The 26,731-nt window shown below is 75.0% G+C and carries 29 protein-coding genes and 1 riboswitch; of the genes, 20 read left to right on the forward strand and 9 right to left on the reverse strand.

From position 1 onward, the window contains the following. Window positions 1-129 precede the first annotated feature (129 nt). Entirely contained in the window at window positions 130-1,164 is a 1,035-nt protein-coding gene (gene mgrA / locus ACI784_RS14790) for an L-glyceraldehyde 3-phosphate reductase (protein ID WP_457013957.1), read from the forward strand. A gap of 3 nt (window positions 1,165-1,167) precedes the next feature. Here mgrA and ACI784_RS14795 read toward each other — a convergent pair whose 3' ends face one another. Both ACI784_RS14795 and ACI784_RS14800 read right to left on the reverse strand, forming a co-directional pair. After that, the gene (locus tag ACI784_RS14795) at window positions 1,168-1,965 is read right to left on the reverse strand and encodes an SRPBCC family protein (protein ID WP_457013958.1); all 798 of its coding nucleotides are present in this window, start codon (window positions 1,963-1,965) and stop codon (window positions 1,168-1,170) included. Window positions 1,966-2,086: 121 nt separating this feature from the next. Further along, window positions 2,087-2,569, reverse strand: coding sequence for an SRPBCC family protein (locus ACI784_RS14800; RefSeq protein ID WP_457013959.1), 483 nt, complete (start codon window positions 2,567-2,569; stop codon window positions 2,087-2,089). Window positions 2,570-2,639: 70 nt separating this feature from the next. Next, window positions 2,640-2,705: riboswitch (guanidine-III (ykkC-III) riboswitch) on the forward strand. Between the two features lie 11 nt (window positions 2,706-2,716). On the opposite strand from ACI784_RS14800, the gene ACI784_RS14805 reads away from it, so the two are divergent. The 3 genes from ACI784_RS14805 (at window position 2,717) to ACI784_RS14815 (ending at window position 4,402) form a co-directional block, all read left to right on the forward strand. Beyond that, the gene (locus tag ACI784_RS14805; protein ID WP_456924151.1) at window positions 2,717-3,031 is read left to right on the forward strand and encodes a DMT family transporter; all 315 of its coding nucleotides are present in this window, start codon (window positions 2,717-2,719) and stop codon (window positions 3,029-3,031) included. A 140-nt stretch (window positions 3,032-3,171) separates the two neighbouring features. Continuing rightward, window positions 3,172-4,035 (forward strand): hypothetical protein, encoded by an 864-nt coding sequence (locus ACI784_RS14810; protein ID WP_457013960.1) that lies wholly within the window; start codon window positions 3,172-3,174, stop codon window positions 4,033-4,035. 79 nt (window positions 4,036-4,114) lie between these two features. Continuing rightward, window positions 4,115-4,402, forward strand: a complete 288-nt coding sequence (locus ACI784_RS14815; RefSeq protein WP_457013961.1) for a ClpX C4-type zinc finger protein — start codon at window positions 4,115-4,117, stop codon at window positions 4,400-4,402. 249 nt (window positions 4,403-4,651) lie between these two features. Here ACI784_RS14815 and ACI784_RS14820 read toward each other — a convergent pair whose 3' ends face one another. After that, window positions 4,652-4,909 (reverse strand): hypothetical protein, encoded by a 258-nt coding sequence (locus tag ACI784_RS14820; RefSeq protein ID WP_456924154.1) that lies wholly within the window; start codon window positions 4,907-4,909, stop codon window positions 4,652-4,654. A 435-nt stretch (window positions 4,910-5,344) separates the two neighbouring features. Between ACI784_RS14820 and thrS the strand changes: the two genes are divergently transcribed. Next, a complete protein-coding gene (thrS, locus tag ACI784_RS14825) occupies window positions 5,345-6,646 on the forward strand; it encodes a threonine--tRNA ligase (RefSeq protein ID WP_457013962.1) in 1,302 nt (433 codons plus the stop codon). A 446-nt stretch (window positions 6,647-7,092) separates the two neighbouring features. Here the strand turns inward: thrS and ACI784_RS14830 are convergent, their stop codons facing one another. The 4 genes from ACI784_RS14830 to ACI784_RS14845 are packed head-to-tail and all read right to left on the reverse strand — an operon-like array spanning window position 7,093 to window position 9,636. Next, window positions 7,093-7,503 carry an arsenate reductase ArsC gene (locus ACI784_RS14830; RefSeq protein ID WP_457013963.1) on the reverse strand — a complete coding sequence of 137 codons (411 nt, stop codon included), beginning with the start codon at window positions 7,501-7,503 and terminating at the stop codon, window positions 7,093-7,095. A 20-nt stretch (window positions 7,504-7,523) separates the two neighbouring features. Next, window positions 7,524-8,183: an arsenate reductase ArsC gene (locus tag ACI784_RS14835; RefSeq protein WP_456924157.1), complete on the reverse strand. Its 660-nt coding sequence runs from the start codon at window positions 8,181-8,183 to the stop codon at window positions 7,524-7,526. Then, window positions 8,180-9,298, reverse strand: a complete 1,119-nt coding sequence (arsB, locus tag ACI784_RS14840; protein ID WP_456924158.1) for an ACR3 family arsenite efflux transporter — start codon at window positions 9,296-9,298, stop codon at window positions 8,180-8,182. The genes ACI784_RS14835 and arsB overlap by 4 nt, the downstream gene beginning before the upstream one ends. Continuing rightward, window positions 9,295-9,636: a metalloregulator ArsR/SmtB family transcription factor gene (locus ACI784_RS14845; protein WP_457013964.1), complete on the reverse strand. Its 342-nt coding sequence runs from the start codon at window positions 9,634-9,636 to the stop codon at window positions 9,295-9,297. Before ACI784_RS14845 ends, arsB begins: the two co-directional genes overlap by 4 nt. A 135-nt stretch (window positions 9,637-9,771) precedes the next feature. On the opposite strand from ACI784_RS14845, the gene ACI784_RS14850 reads away from it, so the two are divergent. The 3 genes from ACI784_RS14850 (at window position 9,772) to ACI784_RS14860 (ending at window position 11,619) form a co-directional block, all read left to right on the forward strand. Further along, window positions 9,772-10,245, forward strand: a complete 474-nt coding sequence (locus ACI784_RS14850) for an ArsI/CadI family heavy metal resistance metalloenzyme (protein ID WP_457013965.1) — start codon at window positions 9,772-9,774, stop codon at window positions 10,243-10,245. Between the two features lie 29 nt (window positions 10,246-10,274). After that, on the forward strand, window positions 10,275-11,219 hold the full coding sequence (locus ACI784_RS14855) for a hypothetical protein (RefSeq protein WP_457013966.1): 945 nt from the start codon (window positions 10,275-10,277) through the stop codon (window positions 11,217-11,219). A 73-nt stretch (window positions 11,220-11,292) separates the two neighbouring features. Next, window positions 11,293-11,619 carry a hypothetical protein gene (locus ACI784_RS14860; protein ID WP_456924162.1) on the forward strand — a complete coding sequence of 109 codons (327 nt, stop codon included), beginning with the start codon at window positions 11,293-11,295 and terminating at the stop codon, window positions 11,617-11,619. 131 nt (window positions 11,620-11,750) lie between these two features. On the opposite strand, the gene ACI784_RS14865 is transcribed toward ACI784_RS14860, so the two are convergent. Next, window positions 11,751-12,704 (reverse strand): LysR family transcriptional regulator, encoded by a 954-nt coding sequence (locus tag ACI784_RS14865; protein WP_457013967.1) that lies wholly within the window; start codon window positions 12,702-12,704, stop codon window positions 11,751-11,753. Window positions 12,705-12,823: 119 nt separating this feature from the next. On the opposite strand from ACI784_RS14865, the gene ACI784_RS14870 reads away from it, so the two are divergent. The 6 genes from ACI784_RS14870 to ACI784_RS14895 are packed head-to-tail and all read left to right on the forward strand — an operon-like array spanning window position 12,824 to window position 19,659. Further along, window positions 12,824-13,717 carry an FAD binding domain-containing protein gene (locus tag ACI784_RS14870; protein WP_457013968.1) on the forward strand — a complete coding sequence of 298 codons (894 nt, stop codon included), beginning with the start codon at window positions 12,824-12,826 and terminating at the stop codon, window positions 13,715-13,717. Window positions 13,718-13,719: 2 nt separating this feature from the next. After that, window positions 13,720-14,250 carry a (2Fe-2S)-binding protein gene (locus ACI784_RS14875; RefSeq protein WP_457013969.1) on the forward strand — a complete coding sequence of 177 codons (531 nt, stop codon included), beginning with the start codon at window positions 13,720-13,722 and terminating at the stop codon, window positions 14,248-14,250. Further along, window positions 14,247-16,649, forward strand: coding sequence for an aerobic carbon-monoxide dehydrogenase large subunit (locus ACI784_RS14880; RefSeq protein ID WP_457013970.1), 2,403 nt, complete (start codon window positions 14,247-14,249; stop codon window positions 16,647-16,649). The genes ACI784_RS14875 and ACI784_RS14880 overlap by 4 nt, the downstream gene beginning before the upstream one ends. A gap of 5 nt (window positions 16,650-16,654) precedes the next feature. Then, window positions 16,655-17,542 (forward strand): XdhC family protein, encoded by an 888-nt coding sequence (locus ACI784_RS14885; RefSeq protein ID WP_457013971.1) that lies wholly within the window; start codon window positions 16,655-16,657, stop codon window positions 17,540-17,542. Window positions 17,543-17,591: 49 nt separating this feature from the next. Next, window positions 17,592-18,458, forward strand: a complete 867-nt coding sequence (locus ACI784_RS14890) for an AAA family ATPase (protein WP_457013972.1) — start codon at window positions 17,592-17,594, stop codon at window positions 18,456-18,458. Next, on the forward strand, window positions 18,451-19,659 hold the full coding sequence (locus tag ACI784_RS14895) for a vWA domain-containing protein (RefSeq protein ID WP_457013973.1): 1,209 nt from the start codon (window positions 18,451-18,453) through the stop codon (window positions 19,657-19,659). Before ACI784_RS14890 ends, ACI784_RS14895 begins: the two co-directional genes overlap by 8 nt. 70 nt (window positions 19,660-19,729) lie before the next feature. Here the strand turns inward: ACI784_RS14895 and ACI784_RS14900 are convergent, their stop codons facing one another. Beyond that, window positions 19,730-20,254, reverse strand: a complete 525-nt coding sequence (locus ACI784_RS14900; protein WP_456924170.1) for a DinB family protein — start codon at window positions 20,252-20,254, stop codon at window positions 19,730-19,732. Window positions 20,255-20,349: 95 nt separating this feature from the next. On the opposite strand from ACI784_RS14900, the gene ACI784_RS14905 reads away from it, so the two are divergent. The 6 genes from ACI784_RS14905 (at window position 20,350) to ACI784_RS14930 (ending at window position 26,413) form a co-directional block, all read left to right on the forward strand. Beyond that, on the forward strand, window positions 20,350-21,360 hold the full coding sequence (locus ACI784_RS14905) for a helix-turn-helix transcriptional regulator (protein ID WP_456924171.1): 1,011 nt from the start codon (window positions 20,350-20,352) through the stop codon (window positions 21,358-21,360). Between the two features lie 44 nt (window positions 21,361-21,404). Then, window positions 21,405-22,436, forward strand: coding sequence for a BMP family protein (locus ACI784_RS14910; protein WP_456924172.1), 1,032 nt, complete (start codon window positions 21,405-21,407; stop codon window positions 22,434-22,436). Window positions 22,437-22,510: 74 nt separating this feature from the next. Beyond that, the gene (locus ACI784_RS14915; RefSeq protein ID WP_456924173.1) at window positions 22,511-24,046 is read left to right on the forward strand and encodes an ABC transporter ATP-binding protein; all 1,536 of its coding nucleotides are present in this window, start codon (window positions 22,511-22,513) and stop codon (window positions 24,044-24,046) included. Beyond that, window positions 24,043-25,131: an ABC transporter permease gene (locus ACI784_RS14920; protein ID WP_456924174.1), complete on the forward strand. Its 1,089-nt coding sequence runs from the start codon at window positions 24,043-24,045 to the stop codon at window positions 25,129-25,131. The genes ACI784_RS14915 and ACI784_RS14920 overlap by 4 nt, the downstream gene beginning before the upstream one ends. A gap of 73 nt (window positions 25,132-25,204) precedes the next feature. Beyond that, entirely contained in the window at window positions 25,205-26,134 is a 930-nt protein-coding gene (locus tag ACI784_RS14925) for an ABC transporter permease (protein WP_456924175.1), read from the forward strand. 96 nt (window positions 26,135-26,230) lie between these two features. Beyond that, complete coding sequence (locus tag ACI784_RS14930) at window positions 26,231-26,413, forward strand: hypothetical protein (protein WP_457013974.1); 183 nt, start codon at window positions 26,231-26,233, stop codon at window positions 26,411-26,413. Window positions 26,414-26,731 lie beyond the last annotated feature (318 nt).

Consider the following 26,731-nt stretch of genomic DNA (forward strand, 5'->3'; position numbering starts at 1 on the left):
ACAACGAGGAGCGGTGGGGCTGCCGCCCGCGTGCGAACTGTGGCACTGCCGGGGCGCGGTCGGCAAGGAACACCGCCGCCCTCGGTCGCGGCCGAGCCGGTCGGCCGGGCCGCTGGTTGGATCGAGCGCATGGCCTACGGCGCGTCCGACACCCGCTACGACTCGATGACCTACCGGCGCACCGGCCGCAGCGGCCTGGACCTGCCGGCGATCAGCCTGGGCCTGTGGCACAACTTCGGGGACGACGTCCCGTTCGACCGGCAGCGAGACATCCTCCGCCGCGCCTTCGACCTCGGGATCACGCACTTCGACCTGGCCAACAACTACGGCCCGCCCTACGGCTCGGCCGAGACGAACTTCGGCCGACACCTCGCCGACGACTTCGCGCCCTACCGCGACGAGCTCGTGATCTCCACCAAGGCCGGCTACGACATGTGGCCCGGCCCCTACGGCCAGGGCGGCGGCTCGCGGAAGTACCTCACCGCCAGCCTCGACCAGTCGCTGCGCCGGATGGGCCTGGACTACGTCGACATCTTCTACTCGCACCGCCCCGACCCGACCACGCCGCTCGAGGAGACGATGGGCGCCCTGCACAGCGCCGTCCGGGCCGGCAAGGCGCTCTACGCCGGCATCTCCAGCTACGGCCCGGAGGACACCGCGAAGGCGGCGGAGATCCTCGCCGACCTCGGGACGCCGCTGCTGATCCACCAGCCGTCGTACTCGATGCTCAACCGCTGGATCGAGACCGAGGGCCTGCTCGACGTCCTCGAGGACGCCGGCGCCGGCTGCATCGCCTTCTCCCCGCTGGCCCAGGGGATGCTGACGACCAAGTACCTGGACGGCGTCCCGGCGGGCTCGCGGGCCAGCCAGGACAAGTCGCTGTCGACCGACCTGCTCACCGAGGAGGCGCTCGGCCACGTGCGGGCGCTGAACGACATCGCGCAGCAGCGCGGGCAGAGCCTGGCCCAGCTGGCGCTGGCCTGGGCGCTGCGCGACGCCCGGGTGACCACGGTGCTCATCGGCGCCAGCAGCGTCGGCCAGTTGGAGCAGAACGTCGGCGCGCTGCAGAACCTGCCGTTCGCCGACGACGAGCTGGCCGCCATCGACCAGCACGCCGTCGACGCGGGCATCGACATCTGGCAGGCGCCGCGCACCGGCGCCTGAGGGTCAGCGGGGCCGGTCGGCGGTCCCGTCCTCGTCGCGGCCGACGCCGGGGTCGAGGGTGCGCTGCGCGATCGGCTCCGGCCCCTCGTCGAGGACCTCGGACGGGACACCCGCCCCGGCCTCCGAGGCGTGGGCGGCGAGCCGCTCCGACGGGGGGATCTCCACCGGTCCGGGCTTGTCCTCGGCCTCGTCGGAGCCGCTCGCGGCCACCGCCGCTCCCACGGCTGCGGCGCCCGCGGCCACCGCGGCGACGCCGGCCGCGACCGCGGTGCCCGAGACCCCGGCCTTCCCGCTGTCGCCGCGGGTGGCCGCGGCGTCCTCGACGCCCGGGGTGCCGACGCCGGCGCCGGCGTTGATCGACCCGCGCCAGACGCCGGTCGGGTAGCCCTCGTCCTCGACCAGCGCCTTGAACCGCTCGAGGTCGGAGCGGACCTGCCGCTCGACGATGCCGAGCGCGTCGCCGACCCGCTCGACGACGCCCTCCGGCTCGTACTCCAGCGTCAGGTGGACCACCGTCGCGTTCGGCCCGGCCGCCTCGAACCGCACGGCCCCGGCGTTGGTCGCCCCGCTGGTGGCGGCCCACGCGATCCTCGTGTCCGGTTCCTGCTCCAGGATGGCGGCCTCCCACTCGCGGCGGACGCCGGCGATCTCGGCGACCCAGTGCAGCCGGCGGTCGTCGAGCTGGCGCACCTCGGTGACGCCGCCCATGAAGTGCGGGAAGTCCTCGAACTGTGTCCACTGCCCGTACGCCGTGCGCAGCGGCACCTCGACCTGGATGGAGCGTTCGACCCTCGTCGTCATGGGGACGCCGGGTACCCCTCCGGCCCGCCCTGATGCGCAGGCTCAGCGGCGGCGGCCCACCCCCACCGCGACGAGCACGACGCCGCCCACCACCGCCGGTCGCGGCGCCGAGGGACCGGGGTCAGCCCGGACCGAGCTGGCCGCTCTCCACGAGGTCGGCCAGCCGGTCCAGCGACTGCCGCCAGCCGGTCTCGTTGTCGGCGGAGGAGACCCCGTCGGGCAACCCCTCGTGCACGGCGAGCAGGTCGGTGCCGCCGTCGACGTCCCGCAGCGTGACGGTGATGGTCATCTCGCCCTGCAGGGCCGGGTCGGCGGTCTCGAACTCGTCGACCTCGACCACCAGCTCGTCGGGCACCAGCCGCGCGAACCGGCCGCGGTAGGTGTCGGTGTGCGCGGTCGTCTTGCCGACGGCGTCGGGCGCGTCGTAGGTCAGCGAGATGCGGAAGGTGCCGCCCTCGGCGCCGCTGAACTCGTGCACGGTGGCGGTCATCCCCGGGGGCACCTTCCAGCGGGCGACGGCGTCGGCGTCGACGAGCGCCCGGTAGACGGCGGAGCGCGGTGCGCGCAGGTGACGGCTGACCCGGGTCGTGCCCACGGCCGCCATCGTGCCCGCCCCGGCCGGCCGGTGGTGATCGATCTGACCGCCCGGGGCGGCGCCGGTGTGAGAAGCTCGGGGTGGGTCCGGAGCCGGACTCCCGGACGAGTGACGCCGTACCCGGACAGCGACAAGACGGCGTTCCAGGAGATCCCCGTGTACTGGCTCGTCCTCGTCCTGTCCGGTGTCCTCGAGGCCGTCTGGGCCACCGCTCTCGGCCGCTCGGAGGGCTTCACCCGCCTGGTACCGAGCGCCGTGTTCGCCGTCGCGCTGGTCAGCAGCATGGCCGGGCTCGCCTACGCGATGCGGGGCCTGCCGATCGGCACCGCCTACGCGGTCTGGGTCGGCATCGGCGCGGCGCTGACCGCCGGCTACGCCATGTGGGCGGGCCAGGAGCCGATGTCGGTGGTCCGCGTGCTCCTGCTCGCCGGCATCGTCGGCTGCGTCGTCGGGCTCAAGCTGACCCACTAGGCGACGTCCGGCTGGGAACCCACGGCGGCGCCACCGGCGGCACTCTCCCGGACCGTGCAGGGGCCCGGTACTCGGGCGCACGTGCTGGAGTGCCGCAGCCGCCTCTTGTCCGTGGCCTCCGTCGGGAGAACGCTCGACGCATGAACGGGTCCGACGAGCGGGCCGCCGACGAGCTCATGCCGGGCGAGCGGACGCGCCGGGAGCAGCAGCGCCGTCGAGCCGAGCAGGCCTCCGAGCGCCTCCGGCAGGACGTCCGGCGGCTCCGGGAGCGGCTGAGCCGGGGTGCCGCGGCGGTGGCCGTGACCGAGAGCGGCGTCGCCGCCACGAACCTCACCCTGGCCGAACGGGCACTGCGGGAGGGCCGTCTCGAGGATGCGCGGGGGCTGCTGAGCGAGGCGGCGGCGGCGCTGCAGGCTGTCGAGCACGAGCGTCTGCGGGCGCATCGGTGGCCCATGGACACCATCTCCGATCCCACGGACGAGATGCGCGCCGAGCAGAGACGGATCGCGGCCGGCCGGGCGCTGGACGATGCGGCCCGGCGTCGCGATCGGGCCGCTCACCGGCGGGACGAGGCGGCTGTGGAACGCGAGCAGGCTGCGCAGCTGCGCGACGAGGTGGCCGCGGAGCGGGACCTGCGGGCCCGGGAGCGGGGCGAGGCAGCGGGCCGCCGGGAGGCGGCTGCCGAGGAGCGTCGGGCCGTCCAGGCGCGCCGGGCGGAAGAGGCGCGGCGGGCGGACCAGGCTGCGCCGGCCGGCGGGCTGTCGGACGAGCAGGCCGAGCAGCAGCGGGCCATCGACGCCGAGGTCGACACGAGCTACCGAGGCTGGGCCGAGGACGACCGGGCGCGCGCCGAGGCCGACCGAGCGGTCGACGCGGCCGACCGCCGGGCGGCGGAGCAGGACCGGCGCGCGGCGGAGCGGGACCGTGCAGCCGCCCGCGCCGACCGTGAGCAGGACGACCGTGACCGGGCCGCGGCCGAAGCGGACCGCGAACCGCCCCCGTGATGCCGACCCTGTCATCCCTCGGGCCCGGGTCACGCGTTGTCAGAGTCGCCCGGCACGTGCGTCCGGAAGGGGACCGTCGATGACCGGCAGCGCGACGTCACTGCAGTGTTCCTTCTGCGGCAAGAGCCACGGGCAGGTCGAGAAGCTCGTGGCAGGTCCGGGGGTGTACATCTGCGACGCCTGCGTCCGCCTGTGCTGCGAGGTCATGGAGGAAGCGGAGGCCCTCGTCCCGCGGGACACCGACGCAGCTGCAGACCTGGAGCGCCTCCTCAGGACGTGGGTGGCGACGATCGACCGGGAGGACGCCGAGCGGGTCCGGGCGGCGAGAGAGTTGCTGGAGGAGCTGCTCAGCCGTCTCGACAGCTGATCCAGGAGTGGCCGCACCCGGAGCGGAGCCTGTTGACTCCGGGCATGACCGTGCCACTCCCGGAGCCGGAACCGCCCATCGATCCGGACCAGCCCGTGCCGGACGATCCGGCCGAACTGCTCCCCGACGCCTCGGAACCGTTGCCCCCGCCGCCGATCGAGGCGACGCCCGACGACCCCGGTGGAGACCCGGGGGGAGTCCCCGAGCCGGCCTGAGCGGCCGCCGGCAGGCCGGCTCAGGCGCCGCCGACTACGCCGTCGTCCGCGGCAACTCGAGGTTGTGGAGCTCGAAGACCTCCGGTTCGCCGGCGGCCTGGACCCCGACCTCGGCGAGTACCGGTAGGAGGTGCTCGCCGAACGCGGCGAGCTGCTCAGGGGAGTCCCAGATCTCGCTGACCTTCAGGTCCCCGTCGGTCCCGAACAGCACGTGCATCTGCATCCCGTCCGGGGGCCACAGTCCGGCCTTCTCCAGGCGGAGGCTCACCTCGTCGTACTGCTGACGCGTCAAGCCGACTACCGGAAAACGCACGACGATGCTCACGCGGACCTCCCCGGTGACGCATTGGCGCCCGGGCGAATGCGCCCGGACCTCGGACGAGCGGGACGGTACGACCGATCGGCCGAGCGGACGGCACACCTCTGCGTCCCGGGACGACGCGTGCGCGTGGCGACCACCCAACGGCCAGGACCTCCCACGGTTCGCCCACGGCCGGCTCCGGAAACCCGTTGCTCCCGCGGCGCTGGCGAGCACACTGAGGCCATGGCAGCGCGCGGGTCCTGCACCACGACGCCGGGACCTCCCGGCGCCGTGAACCCGCGGGCGCGCTGACCAGCGCCGCCCCGATCCACCACCCATCCGGCCCCGGGAGCTCCCCGGGGCCGGCGTCGTCTTCGGGCCGGTCCGCTGCCCGGGAGCTCCTCCGACCACCCCAGGGAGCACCTCGTGAACGCCCTGCCGTACCCCGCCCTGCCCGCCTCCGTCGACTCTCGCGAGCACGGGCCGGCCGAGTCGCTACCGGCCGACGACCACCGCCGACTCGGGCGGGAACTGGACCTGTTCGCCTCCGACCCGTTGCTGCCCGCCGGCATGCCGGTCTGGCTGCCGGCCGGGGCGGTCATCCGCGGTGAGCTCGAGCGCTACGTCGTCGAGGTCGAACGCGCCGCCGGCTACGCCCACGTCTACTCACCGCCGCTGGGCAAGAAGGCCATGTACGAGATCTCCGGCCACTGGGAGCACTACGCCGATGCGATGTTCCCGCCGATCGAGGACGGTGGGAGCGGCCCGATCGTGCTGCGCCCGATGAACTGCCCGCACCACATCGTCGCCTACCGCTCCCGGCCGAGGTCCTGGCGGGAGCTGCCGTTGCGGATCGCCGAGCTGGGCGCGATGTTCCGCAACGAGCCGTCCGGGTCGCTGTCGGGGCTCTCACGCGTGCGTGCGATGGTCCTCAACGACGCCCACCACTTCTGCGACCCCGCTCGTGTCGCCGAGGAGGTCGCGCTCGTCGTGGGCCTGATCGAGGACGCCTACGCCGTCCTCGGCCTGGCCGGCCACTCCTACCGGCTCTCGCTGCGCGGGGACGGGGACAAGTACGGCGCCGAGGAGGCGCGGTGGGACCGGGCCGAGGAGGTGCTGGCCGGCGTCCTGGACGACCTGGGCGTGGCCTACGAGCCGGTGCGCGGCGAGGGGGCGTTCTACGGCCCGAAGATCGACGTCCAGATGCCCGGCCGCGGCCGACGGGAGGAGTCGTTCTCCTCGGTGCAGCTGGACTTCCTCCTCCCGCAGCGGTTCGACCTGCGCTACGCCGGCCCGGACGGCCCTCGCCGTCCGGTGGTGCTGCACCGCTCGGTGCTCTCGAGCATGGAACGGTGCCTGGCGTTCCTGCTCGAGCAGCACGGCGGCAACCTGCCCGTGTGGCTCGCGCCGGTGCAGGCCGTGGTGCTGCCGGTCGACGCGTCCTCGGCCGTGCAGGCGCGGGCCGTGGTCGAGGTGGTGGACGCGGCCCGGGCCGCCGGCCTGCGGGTCGACGTCGACGACGCGGCCGAGCCGCTCGGCGCGCGGATCCGCCGCGCCCGGCTCGCCCGCGTCCCCTACCGGGTGGTGGTGGGCGAGCGGGAGGCCGCCGCCGGGCAGGTGGCGGTGGACCTGCGCGACGGCCGCCGGCTCGACCCGGTGCCCCCGCAGCGGTTCGTCGCCGTCGCCGCCAGGGTCGCCGCCGGCCGCTCACGGGGGCTGTGGTCGTGACCGTCGGTCCTCGACCCACAGGTCGCCGACCGGGAGGCTCGGGCTCGGGGCAGGACCCGGTCGTCGGGCAGGGTGGGGCCGCTCAGGAGCGTCACGGGGAACCGCTGTCGGCGCGCACGACGTCGCCGTTGCCCCGGCTCCGGTCGGTGTCCGCGGCCTCGAGGCGGAGGCCGGTCAGGTCGATCCCGAACCACGCGCCGTCGCAGGCGGTGAGCTGGTCGAGGACCGCCTGCCGCTGACACTCTTGCGGCCGTCCGCGCGCTCTCGCGGCGCTGCACGACCGCAAGAGCGGGCAGAGCACCGCACGACGTGCCCCGGTCGACGACCGGGACGCCCTCGCCGGCTCTCTCACCCCCGGCGCACCCTCGCTGCCGAACTCGACCGGGGTGAGCTCCGGGGCGGTTGCGCGCGTGAGGACCGCTGACGGCCGTCGGCCAGATGCGACGTCAGGTGGACGCGGGCAGCAGCTCCGCCAGCAGCGCCCGCACGCGGACCTCGATCTCGTCGCGGATGGGCCGGACGGCGTCGACACCCTTGCCGGCCGGGTCGGCCAGCTGCCAGTCGAGGTAGCGCTTGCCGGGGAAGACGGGGCAGACGTCGCCGCAGCCCATCGTGATGACGACGTCGGAGGCCTCGACCGCCGCGGTCGTGAGCACCTTCGGCCGCTGGGCGGTGATGTCGATGCCGACCTCGGCCATGGCCTGGACCGCCGCGGGGTTCACCTGGTCGGCGGGCAGCGAGCCGGCCGAGCGGACCTCGACGGCATCCCCGGCCAGGTGCCGCAGCCAGCCGGCGGCCATCTGGGAGCGGCCGGCGTTGTGCACGCAGACGAACAGCACGCTGGGCGTGTCGGACACGGCGTTCCTCCGGGGGTGGCTCAGCTGGGGGTGGGTGCCGAGATGAGTTCGGCGAGCAGCGCACGGACGCGGGTGTCGATGTCGTCGCGGACCACCCGGACCTCCTCGAGCGGCCGACCCGCGGGGTCGGGCACCGGCCAGTCGAGGTAGCGCTTGCCCGGGTACACCGGACAGGCGTCGCCGCAGCCCATCGTCACCACGACGTCCGCCGCGCGGACGACGTCGTCGGTGAGCGGCTTGGGGAACGAGCCGGCCAGGTCGACGCCGACCTCGGCCATGGCCTCGGTGACGACGCCGGCGACGCCGGTGCCCGGTCGCGACCCGGCCGACCGGACGTGCACCCGGCCCCCTCCGTGGCGCGCCAGGAGACCGGCGGCCATCTGGGAGCGCCCGGCGTTGTGCACGCACACGAAGAGCACCTCGCAGGCGTCCTTCCCGACGGCGCCGCTCGCCTGCGCGAGCGCGGTGAGGCGCTCGGTCGCGAACCGTTCGGTCAGCACCGCCAGGTGCGCGCCCACGGTGGCGGCGCTCGCCATGGCGACGAAGGACTCGTGCACGTAGCGGTCGACCGTCTCCCGGGCGAAGACGCCGGTGAAGCGGCGGGCCAGGTCGTCGGCCACCCGGGTCAGCGTGGCGTCCGCGGAGGTCAGACCGCGGATCCCGTCGAAGGAGGTGGTCACGTGCGGCTCCTCCCGGTGACGGGGGCGGTGGGGTCGCCGGCGAACCAGCGGCGCCCCGCCCAGAGGGCGACGTAGACCAGCGCGACGAGCACCGGCACCTCGATCAGCGGCCCCACGACGCCGGCCAGCGCCTGGCCCGACGTGACGCCGAAGGTGCCGATCGCCACCGCGATGGCGAGCTCGAAGTTGTTGCCGGCCGCGGTGAAGGCCAGCGTGGCGGTCTTCGCGTAGCCCAGGCGCAGCTGCATCCCGAGCAGGAACGAGCCCCCGAACACCAGCACGAAGTACGCCAGCAGGGGGAGGGCGATGCGGGCGACGTCCACCGGCCGGGAGGTGATCGCCTCGCCCTGGAGCGCGAAGAGCACGGTGATCGTGAACAGCAGCCCGTAGAGGGCGACCGGGCCGATGCGCGGCAGGAAGCGGCCCTCGTACCAGTCGCGGCCCCTCCGGCGCTCGCCGATCGTCCGGGTCAGGAAGCCGGCCAGCAGCGGGATGCCGAGGAAGACCAGCACCGACAGCACGATCGCCCAGACGCTGAACTCCGCGGAGGTCGTCGGCAGGCCCAGCCAGCCGGGCAGCACCTGCAGGTAGAACCAGCCGAGCGCGGCGAAGGCGAGGATCTGGAACACCGAGTTGACCGCCACCAGCACCGCGGCGGCCTCCCGGTCACCGCAGGACAGGTCGTTCCAGATCAGCACCATGGCGATGCAGCGGGCCAGCCCGACGACGACCAGGCCGGTGCGGTACTCGGGCAGGTCGGGCAGCAGCAGCCAGGCCAGGGCGAACATCAGCGCCGGGCCGACCACCCAGTTGAGCACCAGGCTCGCGGCCATCAGCCGGCGGTCGCCCGTGACCCGGTCCAGCTCGGAGTACCGCACCTTGGCCAGCACCGGGTACATCATCAGGACCAGCCCGACGGCGATCGGCAGGCTGACGTTGCCGACCTCGACCGCGGACAGCGCGTCGTCCAGACCCGGGACCCACCGCCCCAGCAGCAGGCCGAGCGCCATCGCGGCGACGATCCAGACCGGCAGGAACCGGTCGAGGGTGGACAGGCGCTGCAGGACCGGGGCCTCGGGGCCCGCGACCGGGACCTCGCGGACGGCGTCGCTCACGCCGGGACCACCGCGGTGTCGAACAGCCCGGCGACGGCGGCAAGCGCGTCGCGGCGCACCGCGTAGTAGACCCACACGCCCCGCTTCTCGCGGTCGAGCAGCCCGGTGGAGTGCAGCACCTTGAGGTGGTGGCTGATCGTCGCCTGGGTCAGGTCGAAGGCCTCGTTGAGGTCGCAGACGCAGGCCTCACCGGATGTGCTGGAGGCGATCAGGCTGACCAGGCGCAGCCGCACCGGGTCGGCCAGGGCCTTGAGCAGGGGGGCGACCTGCTCGGCCTGCTCGGCGGACATGGCCGTTCCGGTCAGCGGTGTGCAGCAGGCGAGGTCGGGGTCGTTCATAGGGGTCGTCTCCTCCGGTCGGACATCGGCGCCCATCGTAACGACGACCATCGTATTGACAAGCATCGATGCATAGTGGTCACTTGGGCCCAGACATCGACGCCCGTCGATGTCCCACCCCCTCAGGAGGTCCCCGTGTCCCGGATCCAGCTCGCCCTCCGCGTCGCCGACCTCGACGCCGCCGTCGACTTCTACTCGCGGCTGTTCGCGACCACCCCGGCCAAGCGCCGTCCCGGCTACGCCAACTTCGCCGTCGCCGAGCCGCCGCTCAAGCTCGTCCTCCTGGAGGGTGCCGCCGGGGAGCCCACCCGCATGGACCACCTCGGCGTCGAGGTCCCCTCCCGCGGCGAGGTGTCCGCGGCCACCGCGCGGCTGGCCGGCGCCGGCCTGGCCACGCGCGTCGAGGAGCAGACGACCTGCTGCTACGCGGTCCAGGACAAGGTGTGGGTGACCGGTCCCGGTGGAGAGCCGTGGGAGGTCTACACGGTCACCGGCGACGCCCGCCCGGACCTCGAGGGGGAGACGTCCCTCGAGCTCTCCGCCGTCGGCGGGAACGACAGCTGCTGCGTGCCGGGTGAGGACGGCGCCTGCGTCGCCACCTGCTGCTGACCGTTCCGGGGTCGTGGCAGGGTCGCCCCGTGGATCTCGACGAGGTGGCCGACGAGCTCTACGAGGTGCCGCCCGAGGAGTTCACCGCGCGGCGCAAGGAGCGCCAGGACCGGGCGAGGGACGGCGGCGACCGGCCGCTGGCCAAGGCGATCGGCGCGCTGCCCAAGCCGTCGGCGGCCGCGTGGGTGTGCAACCTGCTCGTGAGGGAGCACCGCGAGGAGATCGAGGGCCTCGTCGAGCTCGGCGGGCTGCTCCGCGAGGCGCAGGAGAGCCTCGCCGGCGACTCGCTCAAGGCGCTGAACCGGCAGCGCTCCCAGCTGCTCGCCGCTCTGAGCCGGCAGGCCGCCGCGCTCGCCCGCGAGCGCGGCCACCGGGTGAGCAGCTCGGTGGAGGGGCAGGTCGAGGACACGCTGCGCGCGGCCATGGCCGACCCCGAGGCCGGGGAGGCGCTGCTGTCCGGTCGCCTCACCTCCCCGATGTCCTACAGCGGCATGGGGACGACCGGGGTGCGCCCGGCGCTGCGGCTGGTGCCGCCGGCCCGCCCGGAGCAGCCGGCGGCGCCCGCCCGGCCGCGCGGGGCGGACGCCGCCGAGCGCCGGCGGCAGCGCGAGGAGGAGGCCCGCCGTCGCGAGGAGGAGGCGCGCCGGGCCGAGGAGGAGCGGCGCCGCGAGCAGCTCGAGGACGCCCGGCGGGCCGCGGCGGAGGCCGCTGCCGTCGCCGCCGAGACCCGGGCCGCCGCCGAGGAGCAGCGGCACCGCGTCGACGACCTCGACGCCCGCCGGACCGACCTGCAGGCACGGGTCGAGGAGCTCGCCGACGAACTGGCCCGCGTCGAGCGCGAGGCGGCGGAGACCGCGGAGGAGCTGAAGAGCGCCGAGCGACACCGACGCACCGCCGAGCGCCGGGCGACCGAGGCCGCCGCCGCCCGCGACCGGGCCCTCGAGCACGTCACCGAGCTGGAGGGCGACGGCTGACCCGGCCCTTGCCGTGGCGCCGCCGGGGGCCGAGACTGCGCCCCACCCACGCCGCCGACGGGAAGGTCCGCCCGTGAACGAGGAACCGGCCACCGAGGGCACCTCGCCCGACGACTCCCGCAGCGGCGCCGACGTCGCCGAGGCGATCGAGGTCGCCGAGCGCGGCAGCTCGGTCCAGGAGGTGCACGACCAGGGGACGGCGGCGACGACCGGCACCGCCCCGGTCGAGCGCAGCGCGGGTGACCCCGAGATGACCGAGGGGCAGGTCGTGCTCGGCGAGGGCACCCCGGGCGGGGGCACCGGCGCCGGGCCGGCCGCACCCGAGGGCGTCTCCGGCGGCGCGCAGTCCCAGCAGGGTGCCCGCGCGTCGGACCGGGTGGCCGGCGGGCCGGAGGGCTGAGTCAGCTCCCCACGAGGGTTGCCGGTGAAGCCCATCCCGCGCGGGTTGTGCACTCATCGTGCCCTGGCGGAGCCCGACGCCACGATGAGTGCACGACCCGCGCCGCAGGCCGGATGTCCGCGGTCACAGCACTAGCTCCAGATCCCGACGCGGACGGTCGGCCGCGCCCGGTCCCGCGGGGCCGGCCGGGCCAGCAGGGCGCTGGTCGCGTCGGGGGTGGTGAGGAAGCGCTGCAGCGCGGCGGCCCCTGCGGCCGCGCGCCCCTCGCCGGGGACCCCCGCCCACCACATCCCGGTCACCGGCGTGCCCTCCACCGGCAGCCGCACCAGCCGGCCGGTCCGCAGGTCGTCGCGGACGGCGTGCCCGAGCGCGAGCAGCACCCCGGCGCCGTCGCGCGCTGCGTCCAGCGCGTCGGCCTCGGTGGCCAGACGCTGCACCAGCGCGTGCCCGGCCGGCCCGGCCCACCGGCGCTCCTCGGTGCCGGGCTCGATGCCGGCCGGTCCGGCGAGCCACGCGTACCGGCCGAGCTCGGCCACTGGCACGCGGCTCCGCTCGGCGGCCAGCGGGTGCCCGGGCGCGGCCACCACCACCCGCTGGTAGCGCAGGAACGGCACCGCCACGAGCGCCTGCCCGGCCGCCGGGACCGGACGTGCGCCCAGCACGATGTCGGCCTCGTCGTCGGCCAGGACCGCGGCGGTGCGCTCGGCGCCGACGACGTCCAGGAGCACCTCGGTGCGCGGCGAGCGCCGGGCGAAGGCGGCCACCAGCGGGCCCGCGACGTGCTCGGCGCACGCCGCGGTGGCCAGCGCCCGCAGCCGGCCCGTCGTCCCCGCCGAGGTCACCTCCCGCCGGGTGCGCTCGGCCAGCCGCACGAGCTCGCGGGCCCGGACGGCGAGCGCGCGGCCGCCGGCGGTGAGCTCGATCCCGCCGGCGGCGCGCACGAACAGCGGGTCGCCGAGGTCCACGCGCAGGGCCGCGACCGCGGCGGAGACCGCCGGCTCGCTCACCCCCAGTGCCGCCGCCGCGGCGCGCAGCGAGCCGAGCTCGGCCACGAGGGCGAAGGCGCGGAGCTGCGTGAACGTCACGGTCGGCACCCGTCCTAAGGGATCGCTTATCGCGATCTTGACAGCTCTGTGGCGCGCGTCACAAGCTCCTGCGCCACCAGGGGCCCCACCGTCGAGGCCCCCACGGGAAGGAGTTCCCCGTGCAGGTGCCGGCCCCCTTCGACTACGTGCGGGCGACCAGCGTCGCCGACGCCCTGGACCTCCTCGAACGCCACGGCCCCGAGTCCCGCGTCGTCGCCGGCGGGCACAGCCTGCTGCCGATGATGAAGCTGCGGCTGGCCCGCCCCGAGTGGCTGATCGACATCAACGAGGTGGCCGAGCTCGACCACGTCACCCGGGACGGCGACTGGCTGCGGGTCGGGGCGCTCACCCGGCACGCCACGCTGCTGTCCTCGCCGCTGGTGGGGGAGCTGTTCCCGATCGTGCACGACGCCGAGCGGGTCATCGCCGACCCCGTGGTCCGCAACCGCGGCACGATCGGCGGCTCGCTGGGGCAGGCCGACCCCGCCGAGGACCTCACCACCGTGTGCGACGTGCTGCGTGCCCGCGTCGTCGTCACCGGTCGCGGCGGCGAGCGGGTCATCGGCATGGACGAGTTCCACCGCGGCCCCTACGAGACCGCCTGCGAGCAGTCCGAGCTGATCACCGAGGTGCGGTTCCCGATCCGGCCGCGCGCGGGCAGCGCCTACGAGAAGGTCGAGCGCCGGGTCGGCGACTGGGCGGTCGCCGCCGCGGGCGCCCAGCTGGTGCTCGCCGACGACGGCACCGTCGCCGACGCCACCGTCGGCCTCACCGCGCTCGGCCTCGAGGGCTGCGCGGTGGACGCCGCCGCCGTCCTGCTCGGCGCGCACCCCAGCGAGGAGGCCTTCGCCGAGGCCGGGCGGCTGGCCGCCGCGGCCAGCTCCCCGGTCGAGGACCAGCGCGGCCCGGTCGACTACAAGCGCCACCTCGCCGACGAGCTCACCCGCCGGGTGCTCCGCACCGCCGCCACGCGCGCCGGAGCCGGCGCCCTGACCGCCACCACCGGAGGCTGACCATGCAGGTCACCATGACCGTCAACGGGGCCGAGGTCACCCGCGACGTCGAACCCCGGCAGCTGCTCGTGCACTTCCTGCGCGACACGCTCGGCCTGACCGGCACCCACTGGGGGTGCGACACCAGCAACTGCGGCACCTGCGTGGTCCTGGTCGACGGTCAGCCGGTGAAGTCGTGCACCGCGCTGGCCGCGATGACCGCCGGCCACGAGGTGCGCACCGTCGAGGGGCTCGCCGACGGCGCCACGCTGGACCCGGTGCAGCAGGGCTTCATGGAGGAGCACGGCCTGCAGTGCGGGTTCTGCACCCCCGGGATGATGCTCACCGCCCGCGCGCTGCTCGACCGCGACCCCGACCCGGACGAGCAGACGATCCGCGAGGCGATCTCCGGGCAGATCTGCCGGTGCACCGGCTACGCGACGATCGTCCGTTCCATCCGCTGGGCCGCCCGCGCCGAGGCGCAGGCCGCCGCCGAGGTCCCGGTCATCCCCGAGCCGGCCGCCCCGCCCGCCGCCGAGGAGGTGCGGGCATGACCACCGTCGAGGAGCGCCCGGCCCACCCGGCCAACCCGGCGGCCACCTCGGCCGACCGGCCGATCGGGTTCGGGCGCATCCAGCGCAAGGAGGACCCCCGGTTCATCCGCGGGCGCGGCCGCTACGTCGACGACATCGTGCTGCCCGGGATGCTGCACGGCGCCATCCTCCGCTCGCCGCTGGCGCACGCCCGCCTGGTCTCGATCGACACGACCGAGGCGCTGGCCCACCCCAAGGTGCACGCGGTCATCACCGGCCGGGACCTCGAGGGGCTCAACCTCGCCTGGGCCCCGACGCTGTCGGCCGACGTCCAGGCGGTGCTGGCCACCGACAAGGTGCGCTTCCAGGGGCAGGAGGTGGCCTTCGTCGTCGCCGACGACCGGTACGCCGCCCGCGACGCGCTCGAGCTGATCGACGTCGAGTACGAGGAGCTGCCGCCGGTCGTCGACGTCCGCCGCGCGCTGGACCCCGGCGCCCCGGTCATCCGCGACGACAAGGAGGGCCAGACCGACAACCACATCTTCGACTGGGAGGCCGGCGACCGGGCCGAGACCGACGCCGTCTTCGCCTCCGCCGAGGTCGTGGTCAGCGAGGAGGTCGTCTACCCGCGGGTGCACCCGGCGCCGATGGAGACCTGCGGCGCGGTCGCCGACTACGACCCGGTCGACGGCAAGCTCACCCTCTACGAGACCACCCAGGCCCCGCACGCCCACCGCACCCTGTTCGCGATGGTGGCCGGCATCCCGGAGCACAAGATCCGGGTGGTCAGCCCCGACATCGGCGGCGGGTTCGGCAACAAGGTCGGCATCTACCCGGGCTACGTCCTCGCCGTCGTCGGCTCGATCGTGACCGGCAAGCCGGTGAAGTGGGTGGAGGACCGCTCGGAGAACCTCATGTCCACCTCGTTCGCCCGCGACTACGTCATGCGCGGCGAGGTGGCGGCCACCCGCGAGGGGAAGATCCTCGCCGTCCGCACCCAGGTGCTGGCCGACCACGGGGCGTTCAACGCCACCGCCCAGCCGACCAAGTACCCGGCCGGCTTCTTCTCCATCTTCACCGGCAGCTACGACCTGCAGGCCGCGCACTGCTCGGTCACCGGCGTCTACACCAACAAGGCGCCGGGCGGGGTCGCCTACGCCTGCTCGTTCCGGGTCACCGAGGCGGTGTACCTGGTCGAGCGCATGGTCGACGTCCTCGCCGCGGAGCTGGAGATGGACCCCGCCGAGCTGCGGCTGCGCAACTTCATCCGCCCCGAGCAGTTCCCGTACCAGAACAAGACGGGGTGGGAGTACGACTCCGGCGACTACGAGCCGACCATGCGCAAGGCGCTGACGATGGCCGGCTACGAGGAGCTGCGCCGCGAGCAGGCGGAGAAGCGGTCCCGCGGCGAGCTCATGGGCATCGGGCTGTCGTTCTTCACCGAGACCGTGGGCGCCGGCCCGCGCAAGCACATGGACATCGTCGGGCTCGGCATGGCCGACGGCGCCGAGGTGCGGGTGCACCCCACCGGCAAGGCCGTCGTCCGGCTGTCGGTGCAGAGCCAGGGCCAGGGCCACGAGACGACGTTCGCCCAGATCCTCGCCGAGGAGCTGGGCATCCCGCCGGAGGACATCGACGTCGTCCACGGCGACACCGACCAGACCCCGTTCGGACTGGGCACCTACGGCAGCCGCTCCACCCCGGTCAGCGGGGGAGCGGTGGCCCTGGCCGCCCGCAAGGTCCGGGACAAGGCGCGGGCGATCGCCGCGGCCATGCTCGAGACCCGCCCCGAGGACCTGGAGTGGCAGAAGGGCCGCTGGTACGTGAAGGGCGACCCGGGCGCCGGGAAGACGATCGCCGAGATCGCGCTCGGCGCCCACGGCACCGTCGCGCTGCCCGAGGGCGTCGACGGCAACCTCGACGCCGAGGTCACCTACGACCCGCCCAACCTCACCTTCCCGTTCGGCGCCTACGTCTGCGTGGTGGACGTCGACCGGGGCACCGGCAAGGTGCACGTCCGCCGGTTCGTCGCCGTGGACGACTGCGGCACCCGGATCAACCCGATGATCATCGAGGGCCAGGTGCACGGCGGCCTGACCGACGGCGTCGGGATGGCGCTCATGGAGTTCATCGGCTTCGACGAGCAGGGCAACTGCCTCGGCGGCTCGTTCATGGACTACCTCATCCCCACCGCGATGGAGGTGCCGGACTGGGAGACCGGGCACACCGTCACGCCCTCGCCGCACCACCCGATCGGCGCCAAGGGGATCGGGGAGTCCGCGACCGTCGGCTCGCCCCCGGCCGTGGTCAACGCCGTCGTCGACGCCCTCGCCCCGTTCGGCGTCCGGCACGTGGACATGCCGTGCACCCCGGCCCGCGTGTGGGAGGCCATGCAGGGCCGGCCGACCCCACCGATCTGATGGCCGTGACCGACCGGGCGGCCGAGTTGGTCCGCAGCCGGGTGCCGTTCGTGCAGGCCACCGTGGTGCGCGCGCAGCGCCCGGCCAGCGCGCACGCCGGCGACACCGCGCTGATCCGCGCCGACGGTGTCATCGACGGGTTCGTCGGGGGCACCTGCGCGGAGTCCTCGGTGCGCGAGTACGGGCTGATGACGCTGTCGACCAACGAGCCGCTGCTGCTGCGGATCGTGCCCGGCGGCGGGCCGGGGCCGGCCGAGGAGGGCGCGGTCACCGTCGCCAACCCGTGCCTGTCCGGCGGCTCGGTGGAGATCTTCCTCGAGCCGCGGGTGCCGGCGCCTCGGGTCCTGGTGGTCGGCGACAGCCCGGTCGCCGAGGCGCTGGCGGCCCTCGGCGGGCCGCTCGGGTTCGCCGTCGAGCGGGTCCCGGGGGAGGACGCCGCCCCCGCGGCCGACGACGCGGCGCTGGTGGTGGCCTCGCACGGCCGGGGCGAGGAGCCCGCGCTCACCGCGGCGCTGCGGCTCGGCGTCCCCTACGTCGGGCTGGTCGCCAGCCGGATCCGCGGCGCGGCCGTGCTCGCCGCCCTCGAGGTGACCGACGAGCAGCGGTCCCGGGTCCGCAGCCCGGCCGGCCTGGACATCGGCGCCCGCACCGCGGCGGAGATCGCGCTGTCGATCTGGGGTCAGGTGGTCGCCGAGCGGCGGGCCGCCGAGGTCCGCCTGCCCTCGCCCCGGCTCCCGGCGTCGGCCCGCGCGGTGGACCCGGTCTGCGGGATGGGCGTCGCCGCCGTCGACGCCAGCCCGCACGTCACCCTCGACGGGGTCACGACCTGGTTCTGCTGCGACGGCTGCCGGACGGCGTTCACCGCGGACCCGGCCCGGTATGCCCCCGCTTGACGCCGTGTCATCGGCGCGGACGGGGGCGGAGGAGGAGGTCCGCGACCGGGTGCCGGACGTCGCGACCCTGGCCGCCGCGCTCGACGGCGTCGACTACCTTGCCGACCCCGGCCTGGCCACGGCCCTGTTCCTCGCCGTCCGGCTGCCGCAGCCGCTGCTGCTGGAGGGCGAGCCGGGCGTCGGCAAGACCGAGGCGGCCAAGGCGCTGGCCCGCGTGCTGGACACCCCGCTGTACCGGCTGCAGTGCTACGAGGGCATCGACGCCGCCGAGGCGCTGTACGAGTGGAACCACCCGCGGCAGCTGCTGGGGATCCGGCTGGCCGAGGCGGCCGGGGCGCCGCTGGGGGAGGAGGACCTCTTCGGCCCCGAGTACCTGCTGCGGCGGCCGCTGCTGCAGGCCATCGAGCACCCCGGTCCGCGGCCGGCGGTGCTGCTGCTGGACGAGATCGACCGGGCCGACGCCGAGTTCGAGGCGTTCACCTTCGAGGTGCTGGCCGAGGCCGCGGTCACCGTGCCCGAGCTCGGCACCGTGCGGGCGGCCCACCCGCCGGTCGTCGTCCTCACCTCCAACCGGACCCGCGACCTGCACGACGCGCTGACCCGGCGCTGCCTCTACCACTGGATCGACTTCCCGGCGCCGGACCGGGTGGCCGAGATCGTCCGCCGGCGGGTGCCGGGCAGCAGCGAGCCGCTGGCGGTCGCCGCCGCGTCGGCCGTCGGGCGGCTGCGCGGTCTGGACCTGGTCAAGCCGCCGGGCATCGCCGAGGTCATCGACTGGGTCGCCGCCCTCGACGTGCTCGGCGTCGACCGCCTCGACCCGCCGGCGGTGGCGGCGACCTGGGGCTCGGTGCTCAAGAACCGCGACGACCAGGAGCTGGCCCGCACGCGGGGTGCGGCCTGGCTGGCCGGTGCCTGAACCGCGGCCGGGGACCGACCGCCGGCCGGGGGTTCACCGCCGGCCGGTCGCGCCCGGACCGCTCGCCGTCGGGCTGACCACCGCGCTGCACCGGGCGGGGCTGCCCACCACCCCCGAGCGGGCCGCGGGGCTCGCGCGGTCGCTGCAGCTGGTGCCCCCGGTGGACCGCGCCGCTCTCTACTGGACCTGCCGGGTCGCACTGGTCACCCACCGCGCCCAGCTGCCGGTGTTCGACGCGGTCTTCTCCGCCGTCTTCGACGGTCGGCTCGACCCGGCCGACACCCGCGGGGACCCGACCGCACCCCCGCCCGTGGGGTCCGAGCCGCGGGTGCGCCCCGCCCCGCCGGATCGCCGTCCGCCCGGGGAGGCGCCGGCAGGATCCGGCGTCTCGCTCCCCGGGGACGGCGCGGGTGGCGAGCGGGACGCCGTCCTGGCCGCGGCGTCGGCCGACGAGCGGCTGCGGCACACCTCCTTCGCCGAGCTGACCCCCGACGAGCTGGCCGGGGTGCGCGAGCTGGTCCGGCGGATCGTGCTCAGCACGCCGGACCGGCGCAGCCGGCGGGTGCGACCCAGCCGGCGCCGCGCCGACCGGCTCGACCTGCGCCGGACGGTGCGGGCGGCGCAGCGCTCCGGCGGCGACCCGGTCCGACTGGTGCACGCCGCCCGGCGGACGCAGCCGCGCCGGCTGGTGCTGCTGTGCGACGTCTCCGGGTCGATGGAGCCCTACACCCGCGTCTACCTCTCGCTGCTGCAGGGCGCGGTGGCCGGGGCGCGGGCGGAGGCGTTCGTCTTCTCCACCCGGCTGACCCGGCTCACCCGGCAGCTCGCCGTCCGGGACCCCGACCGGGCGCTGGCCCGCGCCGCGGCGACCGAGTCCGGCTGGGCCGGCGGCACCCGCCTGGTCGCCGGGATCGGGGGCTTCGTCGCCACGCACGGCCGCCGCGGCCTGGCCCGCGGCGCGGTCGTGGTGGTGCTCTCCGACGGGTGGGCCACCGACGACCCCGAGGACGTCGCCGAGGCGATGCGGCGGCTGCGGCGGCTGGCCCACCGCATCGTGTGGGTCAACCCCCGCAAGGCCGCGCCCGGCTACGCCCCGCTGGTGGGCGGGATGGCGGCGGCGCTGCCCCTGTGCGACGCCTTCGTCAGCGGGCACAGCCTCGCCGCGCTGGAGCAGGTGGCCGCCGCGGTCCAGGAGGCATAGGAAGCGACACCCACGTCAGCGGGCGGCCGACGTGGGTGTCGCTTCCTGTGCCTGGGGGATCCCTCGGCCGTCAGCCCATCGTCTTCTGGCCGTCGAGGGACTCCCGCAGGATGTCGGCGTGCCCCGCGTGCTGGGCGGTCTCGGCGACGATGTGCAGGAACACCCGCCGGGCCGACCGGCGCGCACCCGGCTGGAACCAGGGCGCCTCCGGCAGCGGGTGCGAGGCGTCGAGGTCGGGCAGCGTGCGCACCAGCTCGTCGGTGCGGGCGGCGACCTCCTCGTAGCGGGCGAGGACGCCCTCGAGCGTCTCGTCCGGCCCCATCCGGAACTCCTCGGCCCACTTCGCCATCTGCTCGGGGTCGTCCGGGCCGGGCATCGACTCCGGGCCCTCCAGGATGAACCGCACCCAGCCGGCCTCCTGCGCGGCGACGTGCTTGACCAGGCCACCCAGGGTCAGCTCGCTGGCCGTCGTCCGCTGCCGGGCCTGCTCGTCGGTCAGGCCCTGGACGGTGTACCGCAGGAAGTACCGGTGGGCGGCGAGGGCCTCCAGCAGGTCCGCCCGCTCCCCGGTGAGGGTGCTCGTCGTGGTGGTCATGGTCTCCGCCCTCCGTGTCCCGGTGGATCCGTCACGGACGACGCTAGGGGCCATTGGTGCCAGTTCCTGTCCTCGATGCCCGACAATCTGGTCGCATGGGCGACACCGGGAACCGCACCCTGCGGCTGCTCTCCCTCATGCAGAACCGGCGGCACTGGGCCGGTGCCGAGCTGGCCGAGCGGCTCGGCGTCTCGCTGCGCACGCTGCGGCGCGACGTCGACCGGCTGCGCGACCTCGGCTACCCGGTCGAGGCCCAGCCCGGGGTCGACGGCGGCTACCGGCTCGCGCCCGGTGCCGCGCTGCCGCCGCTGGTCCTCGACGACGAGGAGGCCGTCGCCCTCGTCGTCGGCCTGCAGGCGGCGGCGCAGAGCGCGATCGCCGGGACGGCGGAGTCGTCGGTGCGCGCGCTGACCAAGGTGGTGCAGGTGCTGCCGCCCCGGCTGCGCCGCCGGGCCGACGCGCTGCGGGCGGTCACCGAGCCGGCCGGCTGGCGCGGGGTCCCGGCGGACATCGACGCGGAGGTGCTGACCACCGTCGCGCAGGCCTGCCGCGACACCGAGCGCCTGGCGTTCGGCTACACGGCGGCCGACGGCGCCCCCACCGAGCGGGAGGTCGAGCCCGCCCGGCTGGTCCCGCTCGGCCGCCGCTGGTACCTGGTCGCCTACGACCTCGGCCGCGGCGACTGGCGCAGCTTCCGGCTGGACCGGGTCACCGCCCCGCGCCCCACCGGCGCCCGCTTCGCGCCGCGGCGGCTGCCGGCCGAGGACGCCGCGGCCTTCGTGCGCGCGGCGATGGGACCGCGAGCGACGCCGGTGGCGGTCGAGGCGGTGGTGGCCGCGCCCGCGGAGCAGGTCCGCGACCGCATCGGCCGCTGGGCGCGGGTGGTGGAGGAGGGGCCGCGGTCGAGCCGCGTGTACCTGGAGACCGACGCCCTGGACTGGCCCGCGTTCGCCCTCGGGTCGCTCGGGGCGGAGTTCACCGTGGTCGGGCCGCCTGAGTTGCGGGACCTCCTGCGCGAGTGGGCGGACCGGTTCGGCCGCGCGGTGGTCGGTATCGATTCGGTTGCGACTGGTCCCGGTGCACCGGCCCCCGAAACCCGGGGCTGACAGGCTCCCCGAACCCGACCCCGTGACGAGGATGGTGCCCGCTCATGCGCTCCACCCGGATGTTCCTCCGCTCCGCCGCCCTCTGCTCCGCGCTGCTCCTCACGGCCACCGCCTGTGGCGGGGACGGCGACGGCGGTGGTGGTGGCGGCGGAGGTGGTGGGGACGGCGAGGCGCCGCGGGTCGCCGCGGTCTTCTCCGGCACCACCACCGACGCCGACTACACCTTCCTCGGCCTCGAGGCGCTGCAGGCGGCCGAGAGCGAGTACGGCGCGGAGACCACCTACTCCGAGAGCGTGGCGGTGCCCGACGCGCAGCGGGTCCTGCGCGAGTACGTCGCCGACGGCTACACCGTCATCTGGACCCACGGCAGCCAGTTCTACGACGCCACCGTCGCCGTGGCCGAGGAGGCACCGGACGTCGTCTTCATCGCCGAGCAGGACACCCAACCCGCCGACGTCCCCGAGAACGTGTGGGTGCTCGACCGGAACTTCCACCTGGCCTTCTACCCGCTGGGCGTGCTGGCCGCGGCCACCACGCAGAGCCAGCAGATCGCCTACCTGGGCGGGGCCACCCTGCCGTTCAGCTACTCCGAGGTGCACGCGGTCGAGCAGGCGCTGGCCGACGTCGGCAGCACCGCGACGCTGACCCCCGTGTGGACCGGTGACCTCAACGACCCCACCCGCGGCCAGCAGTTCACCAGCCAGCTGATCGCCGGCGGCGCCGACGTCGTCCTCGGCTCGCTCAACCTCGGCATGGTCGGCGCGTTCGAGGCGGTCAAGGCCGAGCCCGCGGGCGCCGTCCGGATCACCGCGAAGTACACCGACAAGTCTGACCTGGCCCCCGACCACTACCTGACCTCGGTGCTCTACGACTTCTCGGTCATGCTCGACGAGATCCTGGGCCAGGTGCAGGACGGCGAGACCGGCGGCTACCTCGGCATGACCTTCGAGCAGGGCATCTCGCTGCAGCCGCCGGCCGGTGTCGACCAGGCCGTCATCGACCAGGTCGACGAGGTCGTCGCGGGTCTCACCAGTGGCGAGATCGAGGTCGAGCGCGACGTCACCCCGGTCGAGTGACGGCCGGGCAGCAGCCGCGGGCGGGGGAGGCAGCGCCTCCGCCCGCGGGGCGGGTGCCGCTGTCGATGAGCGGCGTGACCAAGTCCTTCGGGCCGGTCAAGGCGCTCGTCGACGCGGACTTCGAGCTCGCCGCCGGCGAGGTGCACGGCCTGGTCGGCGGCAACGGCGCCGGCAAGACCACCCTGATGAACGTCCTGTACGGGCTGTACCGGCCCGACGCGGGCACCATCCGGGTCGACGGCCGTGAGGTGCACGTGCGGTCGCCGCGCGACGCGATCGGCCTGGGCATCGGCATGGTGCACCAGCACCTGCTCCAGGTGCCCGCGTACACGGTCGTGGAGAACGTCGTCGTCGGCACCAGCGGCGGCTCGGGCGGGCTGCGCGCGGCCGGACGGCGGATCGCCGAGCTCTCCGACCGCTTCGGCCTGGCCGTCGACCCGCGGGCGCGCACCGACCGGCTGTCGGTGGGCGCCCGCCAGCGGGTGGAGATCCTCAAGGTGCTCTACCGCGGGGCGCGGATCCTCGTCCTCGACGAGCCGACGACCAACCTGACCCCGCAGGAGGTCGACGCGCTGTTCGCCTCGCTGCGCGAGATCGTCGCCGAGGGCACCAGCGTCGTGTTCATCTCGCACAAGGTGCGCGAGGTGCTGGCCATCTGCGACCGCATCTCCGTCATGCGCGACGGCCGCCGGCTCACCACGGTCCGCCGCGACGAGACCGACGCCGCGGGCGTGGCCGGGCTGATGGTCGGCGAGCTGGCGGCGGAGCAGTCCACCGAGGTCGCCGCCGCGCTCGGCCTGGCCGAGGTCGGAGCCGTCGCGGCGGAGGCACCGGAGCACGCGACCGCCGGCTCCGCGGTGCGGCTGGCCGTCACGGACCTCGAGGTCGACAACGACCACGGCGTGCCGGCGCTGCACGGCCTGGGCCTCACCGTCCGGGCGGGGGAGGTCCTGGGGGTCGCCGGGGTCGCCGGCAACGGCCAGGTGGAGCTCGCCGAGGCGCTGTCCGGCGTGCGTCCGGTGCGGTCGGGCAGCGTGGCCGTCGACGGCGCCGAGCTGGCCGGCCGGCCGACGCTGCGGTGGCTGGGCGCCGGGGTCGCCTACGTGCCGGAGGACCGCCACCGCGACGGCATCCTCGGCGCGGCGTCGGTCACCGACAACCTGCTGCTCGGCTCCCAGCGCGACCGCGCCCACCGCCGGGCGGGGTTGATCGACTGGCGGGGCGTGCGCGAGCACGCCCGGCGCACCATCGAGCGCTACGCCATCCGGACGCCGGGCCCCGACGCCCCGGCCGCCAACCTCTCCGGCGGCAACATCCAGCGGCTGGTGCTGGCCCGGGCGTTCGAGCGCGAGCCCGCGGTGCTCGTGCTGCAGAACCCCACCCGCGGCCTGGACCTGCGCTCCACCCGCTTCGTCTACGACCGTGTCGAGGAGGCCCGCGACCGCGGCTGCGCCGTCGTGCTCATCTCCGAGGACCTCGACGAGCTGAGCCTGCTCGCCGACCGCATGGTGGTCCTCTACTCCGGCCGGGTGGTCGGGGAGCGCGCCCGCGGGGACTTCGACGCCTACGCACTGGGCCGGCTGATGGCCGGCGTCCGGGAGGATGCATGACCGCCCCCACGGCACCGGCGCAGACCGAGGTGCCGGACGTCCCGCTGCACGGTGGACTGCGGGTGCTGCGCGACCTGCTGCCCTACGTGCTGGCCCTCGTGCTCGCCTTCCTCGTCTCCGGCGTGGTCATGGCGGTGCTCGGGTACGACGCCCTCGGCGCGTTCACCACGATCCTGACGACGTCGTTCAAGACGACGTTCGGCTTCACCGAGACCCTCACCAAGTGGGTCACCGTCGTCCTCCTGGCGCTGGCGTTCACCATCCCGCTGGCCGTCGGCCGGTTCAACATCGGCGGCGAGGGCCAGCTGCTGGTCGGCGGCACCGCGGCGGCCGGCGTCGGCATCGTGTACGCCGACCTGCCGACGGCGGTGCTGCTGCCGCTGGTGCTGCTCGCCGGCGTGCTCGCCGGGCTGCTCTGGGCGGGGATCGCCGCGCTGCTCATGGCGCGGTTCGGGGTGAACGAGATCCTCAGCACCGTCCTGCTGAACTTCGTCTCCTTCCAGGTGCTGGACTACGCCGCCACCGAGGTGTGGGCCGACCCCGCCGCCGGCGTGGCGGCCACCCGGACGGTGGGGGAGTCGGCCGAGCTGCCGGTCCTCGGCGGGCCCCCCGGCGTGCACGCCGGGATCCTGCTGGCGGTGGTGGTGAGCCTGGCGAGCATCGTCGTCACCCGGCGGACGGCGGCCGGCTTCGAGCTGCGGGCCGCCGGGACCAACCCGCGGGCGGCGGCGATCAACGGCATCCGTGTCGGGCGGGTGGCGGTCGTCGCGCTCGTCGTCGGCGGGGCGCTGGCCGGGCTGGCCGGCGCCATCGAGGTGGCCGGCGTCCACGGCCGGGCCATCGAGGGGATGCAGGCCAACTACCTGCTGCTCGGCATCATCGTCGGGCTCATCGCCCGCGGGAACGCGCTGTGGGTGCCGGTGGTCGCCTTCGGGATCTCGATCCTCGAGGTCGGCGCCAGCTCGATGCAGCGCACGGTCGGGGTGCCGGCCGAGATGGTCCTCATCATCGAGGCCCTGATCCTGATCTTCCTGCTCCTGTCCGACGTCATCGCCGGGCGACTCGCGCGGAGGGCCGCGACGTGAGCGAGCTTGCGAGCTCACCCATGGACAGAGCACCGGCGGTCGTGCGGCCGACGAGCGCCAGCGAGGAGGACGCATGACCGAGTTCGAGACCCTGGCCCAGCTCACCGTGATCGCCACGGTGCCCTACCTGCTGGCCTCGCTGGGCACGATGCTCGGCGGGCTGGCCGGCGTCTTCAGCGTCTCGCAGGAGGGCGTCATGGTGCTGGGCGCCTCGGTCGGCTTCCTCGTCAGCTACGGCGTCGGCAGCAACACGGTCGGCATCGTCTGCGCCGCGGCCGTGGGGGCGCTGTTCGGCCTCGTGCTCGGCTGGGCGACGACGTCCCTGCGGCTGGACCAGTTCGTCATCGGCCTGGCGCTGTTCTTCGCCGCGACCGGGCTGGCCGGGCTGCTGTTCCGGGTGGTCGTCGGGCAGTCGGGCACGCAGCCGCTGATCCAGACCCTGCCGCGGGTGGAGATCCCGCTGCTCAGCGACATCCCGGTGCTCGGCACCGTGCTGTTCTCGAACAACCTGCTGGTCTACTTCGCCGCGCTCGTGGCGGTCGGGCTGTACTTCTTCCTGTACCGCACGCGGGCCGGCCTGGACCTGCGCGCGGTGGGGGAGAACCCGAAGGCGGCCGACAGTCTCGGCATCCCGGTCGCCCGGACCCGCATCTGGACGGCGACGGCCGGCGGCGCGCTCATGGCCATCGCAGGGGCCTACCTGCCCATGGTCTACACCGGCACGTTCACCGAGGGCATTGTCGGCGGCCGCGGGTGGCTGGCGATCGCGCTGACCTTCTTCGGCGGGTGGCGGCCGCAGTTCATCGCCGCGGGCGCGCTGTTCTTCGCCGCGATGGACGTCATCGCCCTGCGGGCCGAGGTCGGCGACGTCGGCATCCCGAGCCAGGTGCTGCTCGTGGTGCCCTACGTGGCGACCCTGCTGGTGATGATCTTCGCGTTCCGCTGGGCGCGGGTGCCGGCGTTCCTGGGCAAGAACTACGACCGGGAGAGCCGCACGGCGTGAGCCGCGCACGCCGGGTCGGGGGTGCGGTTCCTGTCGTACCCCCGGCCTAGCGTGCGAGGCGTCCCGGCACGGGAGCGAGTCCCAGGGGAGGTCACCATGACCCGCACCGTCACCAACCTCGACGACCTCGACCTGGAGATCGCCGTCGCCTACATCGCCCTCGGCGTGGCCCGCAGCGCGGAGGCGTACTGCCCGTCGGCGCAGAACACCCGGCTGGTCGAGGAAGCCCGGGCATCGGTCGACGCGCTCCTCGACGAGCGCCTCGCGGCCGCCGCCTGACCTCCGTCCCGACCGCGGCCGGCGACTCGAGCCGCCTGGAGCAGCCCCTCGCGGCCCCCGGTCGCTGAGACGCGTCTCGCCGACGAGCTCCGTCGGCGCTCCATGGGCAGCAGCCCCTGCGGGGGGTCATGGACCCGGCTCCTCGCGTCGGCAAGACCCCCTACCGATCTGTGGACAGCCTTCTGACCTGCGGATTCGGGTGGTCGGAGCCCTCTCGTGGCGATACACTTCGAACGCGTGATCGAAGGCGGCGGGAGGTGTCGTGGACGGCTTGCCGTCGGTGCTCGACGCCGTGGTCGGTGAGGAGCTGGCGCCGTT

Source organism: Geodermatophilus sp. SYSU D01186 (assembly GCF_054050215.1).

Excerpts from the sequence above, each read along its gene's own strand:
- mgrA (WP_457013957.1), top strand. The coding sequence starts at position 130 with ATGGCCTACGGCGCGTCCGACACCCGCTACGACTCGATGACCTACCGG.
- ACI784_RS14795 (WP_457013958.1), bottom strand. The coding sequence starts at position 1,965 with ATGACGACGAGGGTCGAACGCTCCATCCAGGTCGAGGTGCCGCTGCGC.
- ACI784_RS14800 (WP_457013959.1), bottom strand. The coding sequence starts at position 2,569 with ATGGCGGCCGTGGGCACGACCCGGGTCAGCCGTCACCTGCGCGCACCG.
- ACI784_RS14810 (WP_457013960.1), top strand. The coding sequence starts at position 3,172 with ATGAACGGGTCCGACGAGCGGGCCGCCGACGAGCTCATGCCGGGCGAG.
- ACI784_RS14815 (WP_457013961.1), top strand. The coding sequence starts at position 4,115 with ATGACCGGCAGCGCGACGTCACTGCAGTGTTCCTTCTGCGGCAAGAGC.
- ACI784_RS14845 (WP_457013964.1), bottom strand. The coding sequence starts at position 9,636 with ATGAACGACCCCGACCTCGCCTGCTGCACACCGCTGACCGGAACGGCC.
- ACI784_RS14875 (WP_457013969.1), top strand. The coding sequence starts at position 13,720 with ATGCAGGTCACCATGACCGTCAACGGGGCCGAGGTCACCCGCGACGTC.
- ACI784_RS14880 (WP_457013970.1), top strand. The coding sequence starts at position 14,247 with ATGACCACCGTCGAGGAGCGCCCGGCCCACCCGGCCAACCCGGCGGCC.
- ACI784_RS14900 (WP_456924170.1), bottom strand. The coding sequence starts at position 20,254 with ATGACCACCACGACGAGCACCCTCACCGGGGAGCGGGCGGACCTGCTG.
- ACI784_RS14905 (WP_456924171.1), top strand. The coding sequence starts at position 20,350 with ATGGGCGACACCGGGAACCGCACCCTGCGGCTGCTCTCCCTCATGCAG.
- ACI784_RS14910 (WP_456924172.1), top strand. The coding sequence starts at position 21,405 with ATGCGCTCCACCCGGATGTTCCTCCGCTCCGCCGCCCTCTGCTCCGCG.
- ACI784_RS14920 (WP_456924174.1), top strand. The coding sequence starts at position 24,043 with ATGACCGCCCCCACGGCACCGGCGCAGACCGAGGTGCCGGACGTCCCG.
- ACI784_RS14925 (WP_456924175.1), top strand. The coding sequence starts at position 25,205 with ATGACCGAGTTCGAGACCCTGGCCCAGCTCACCGTGATCGCCACGGTG.
- ACI784_RS14930 (WP_457013974.1), top strand. The coding sequence starts at position 26,231 with ATGACCCGCACCGTCACCAACCTCGACGACCTCGACCTGGAGATCGCC.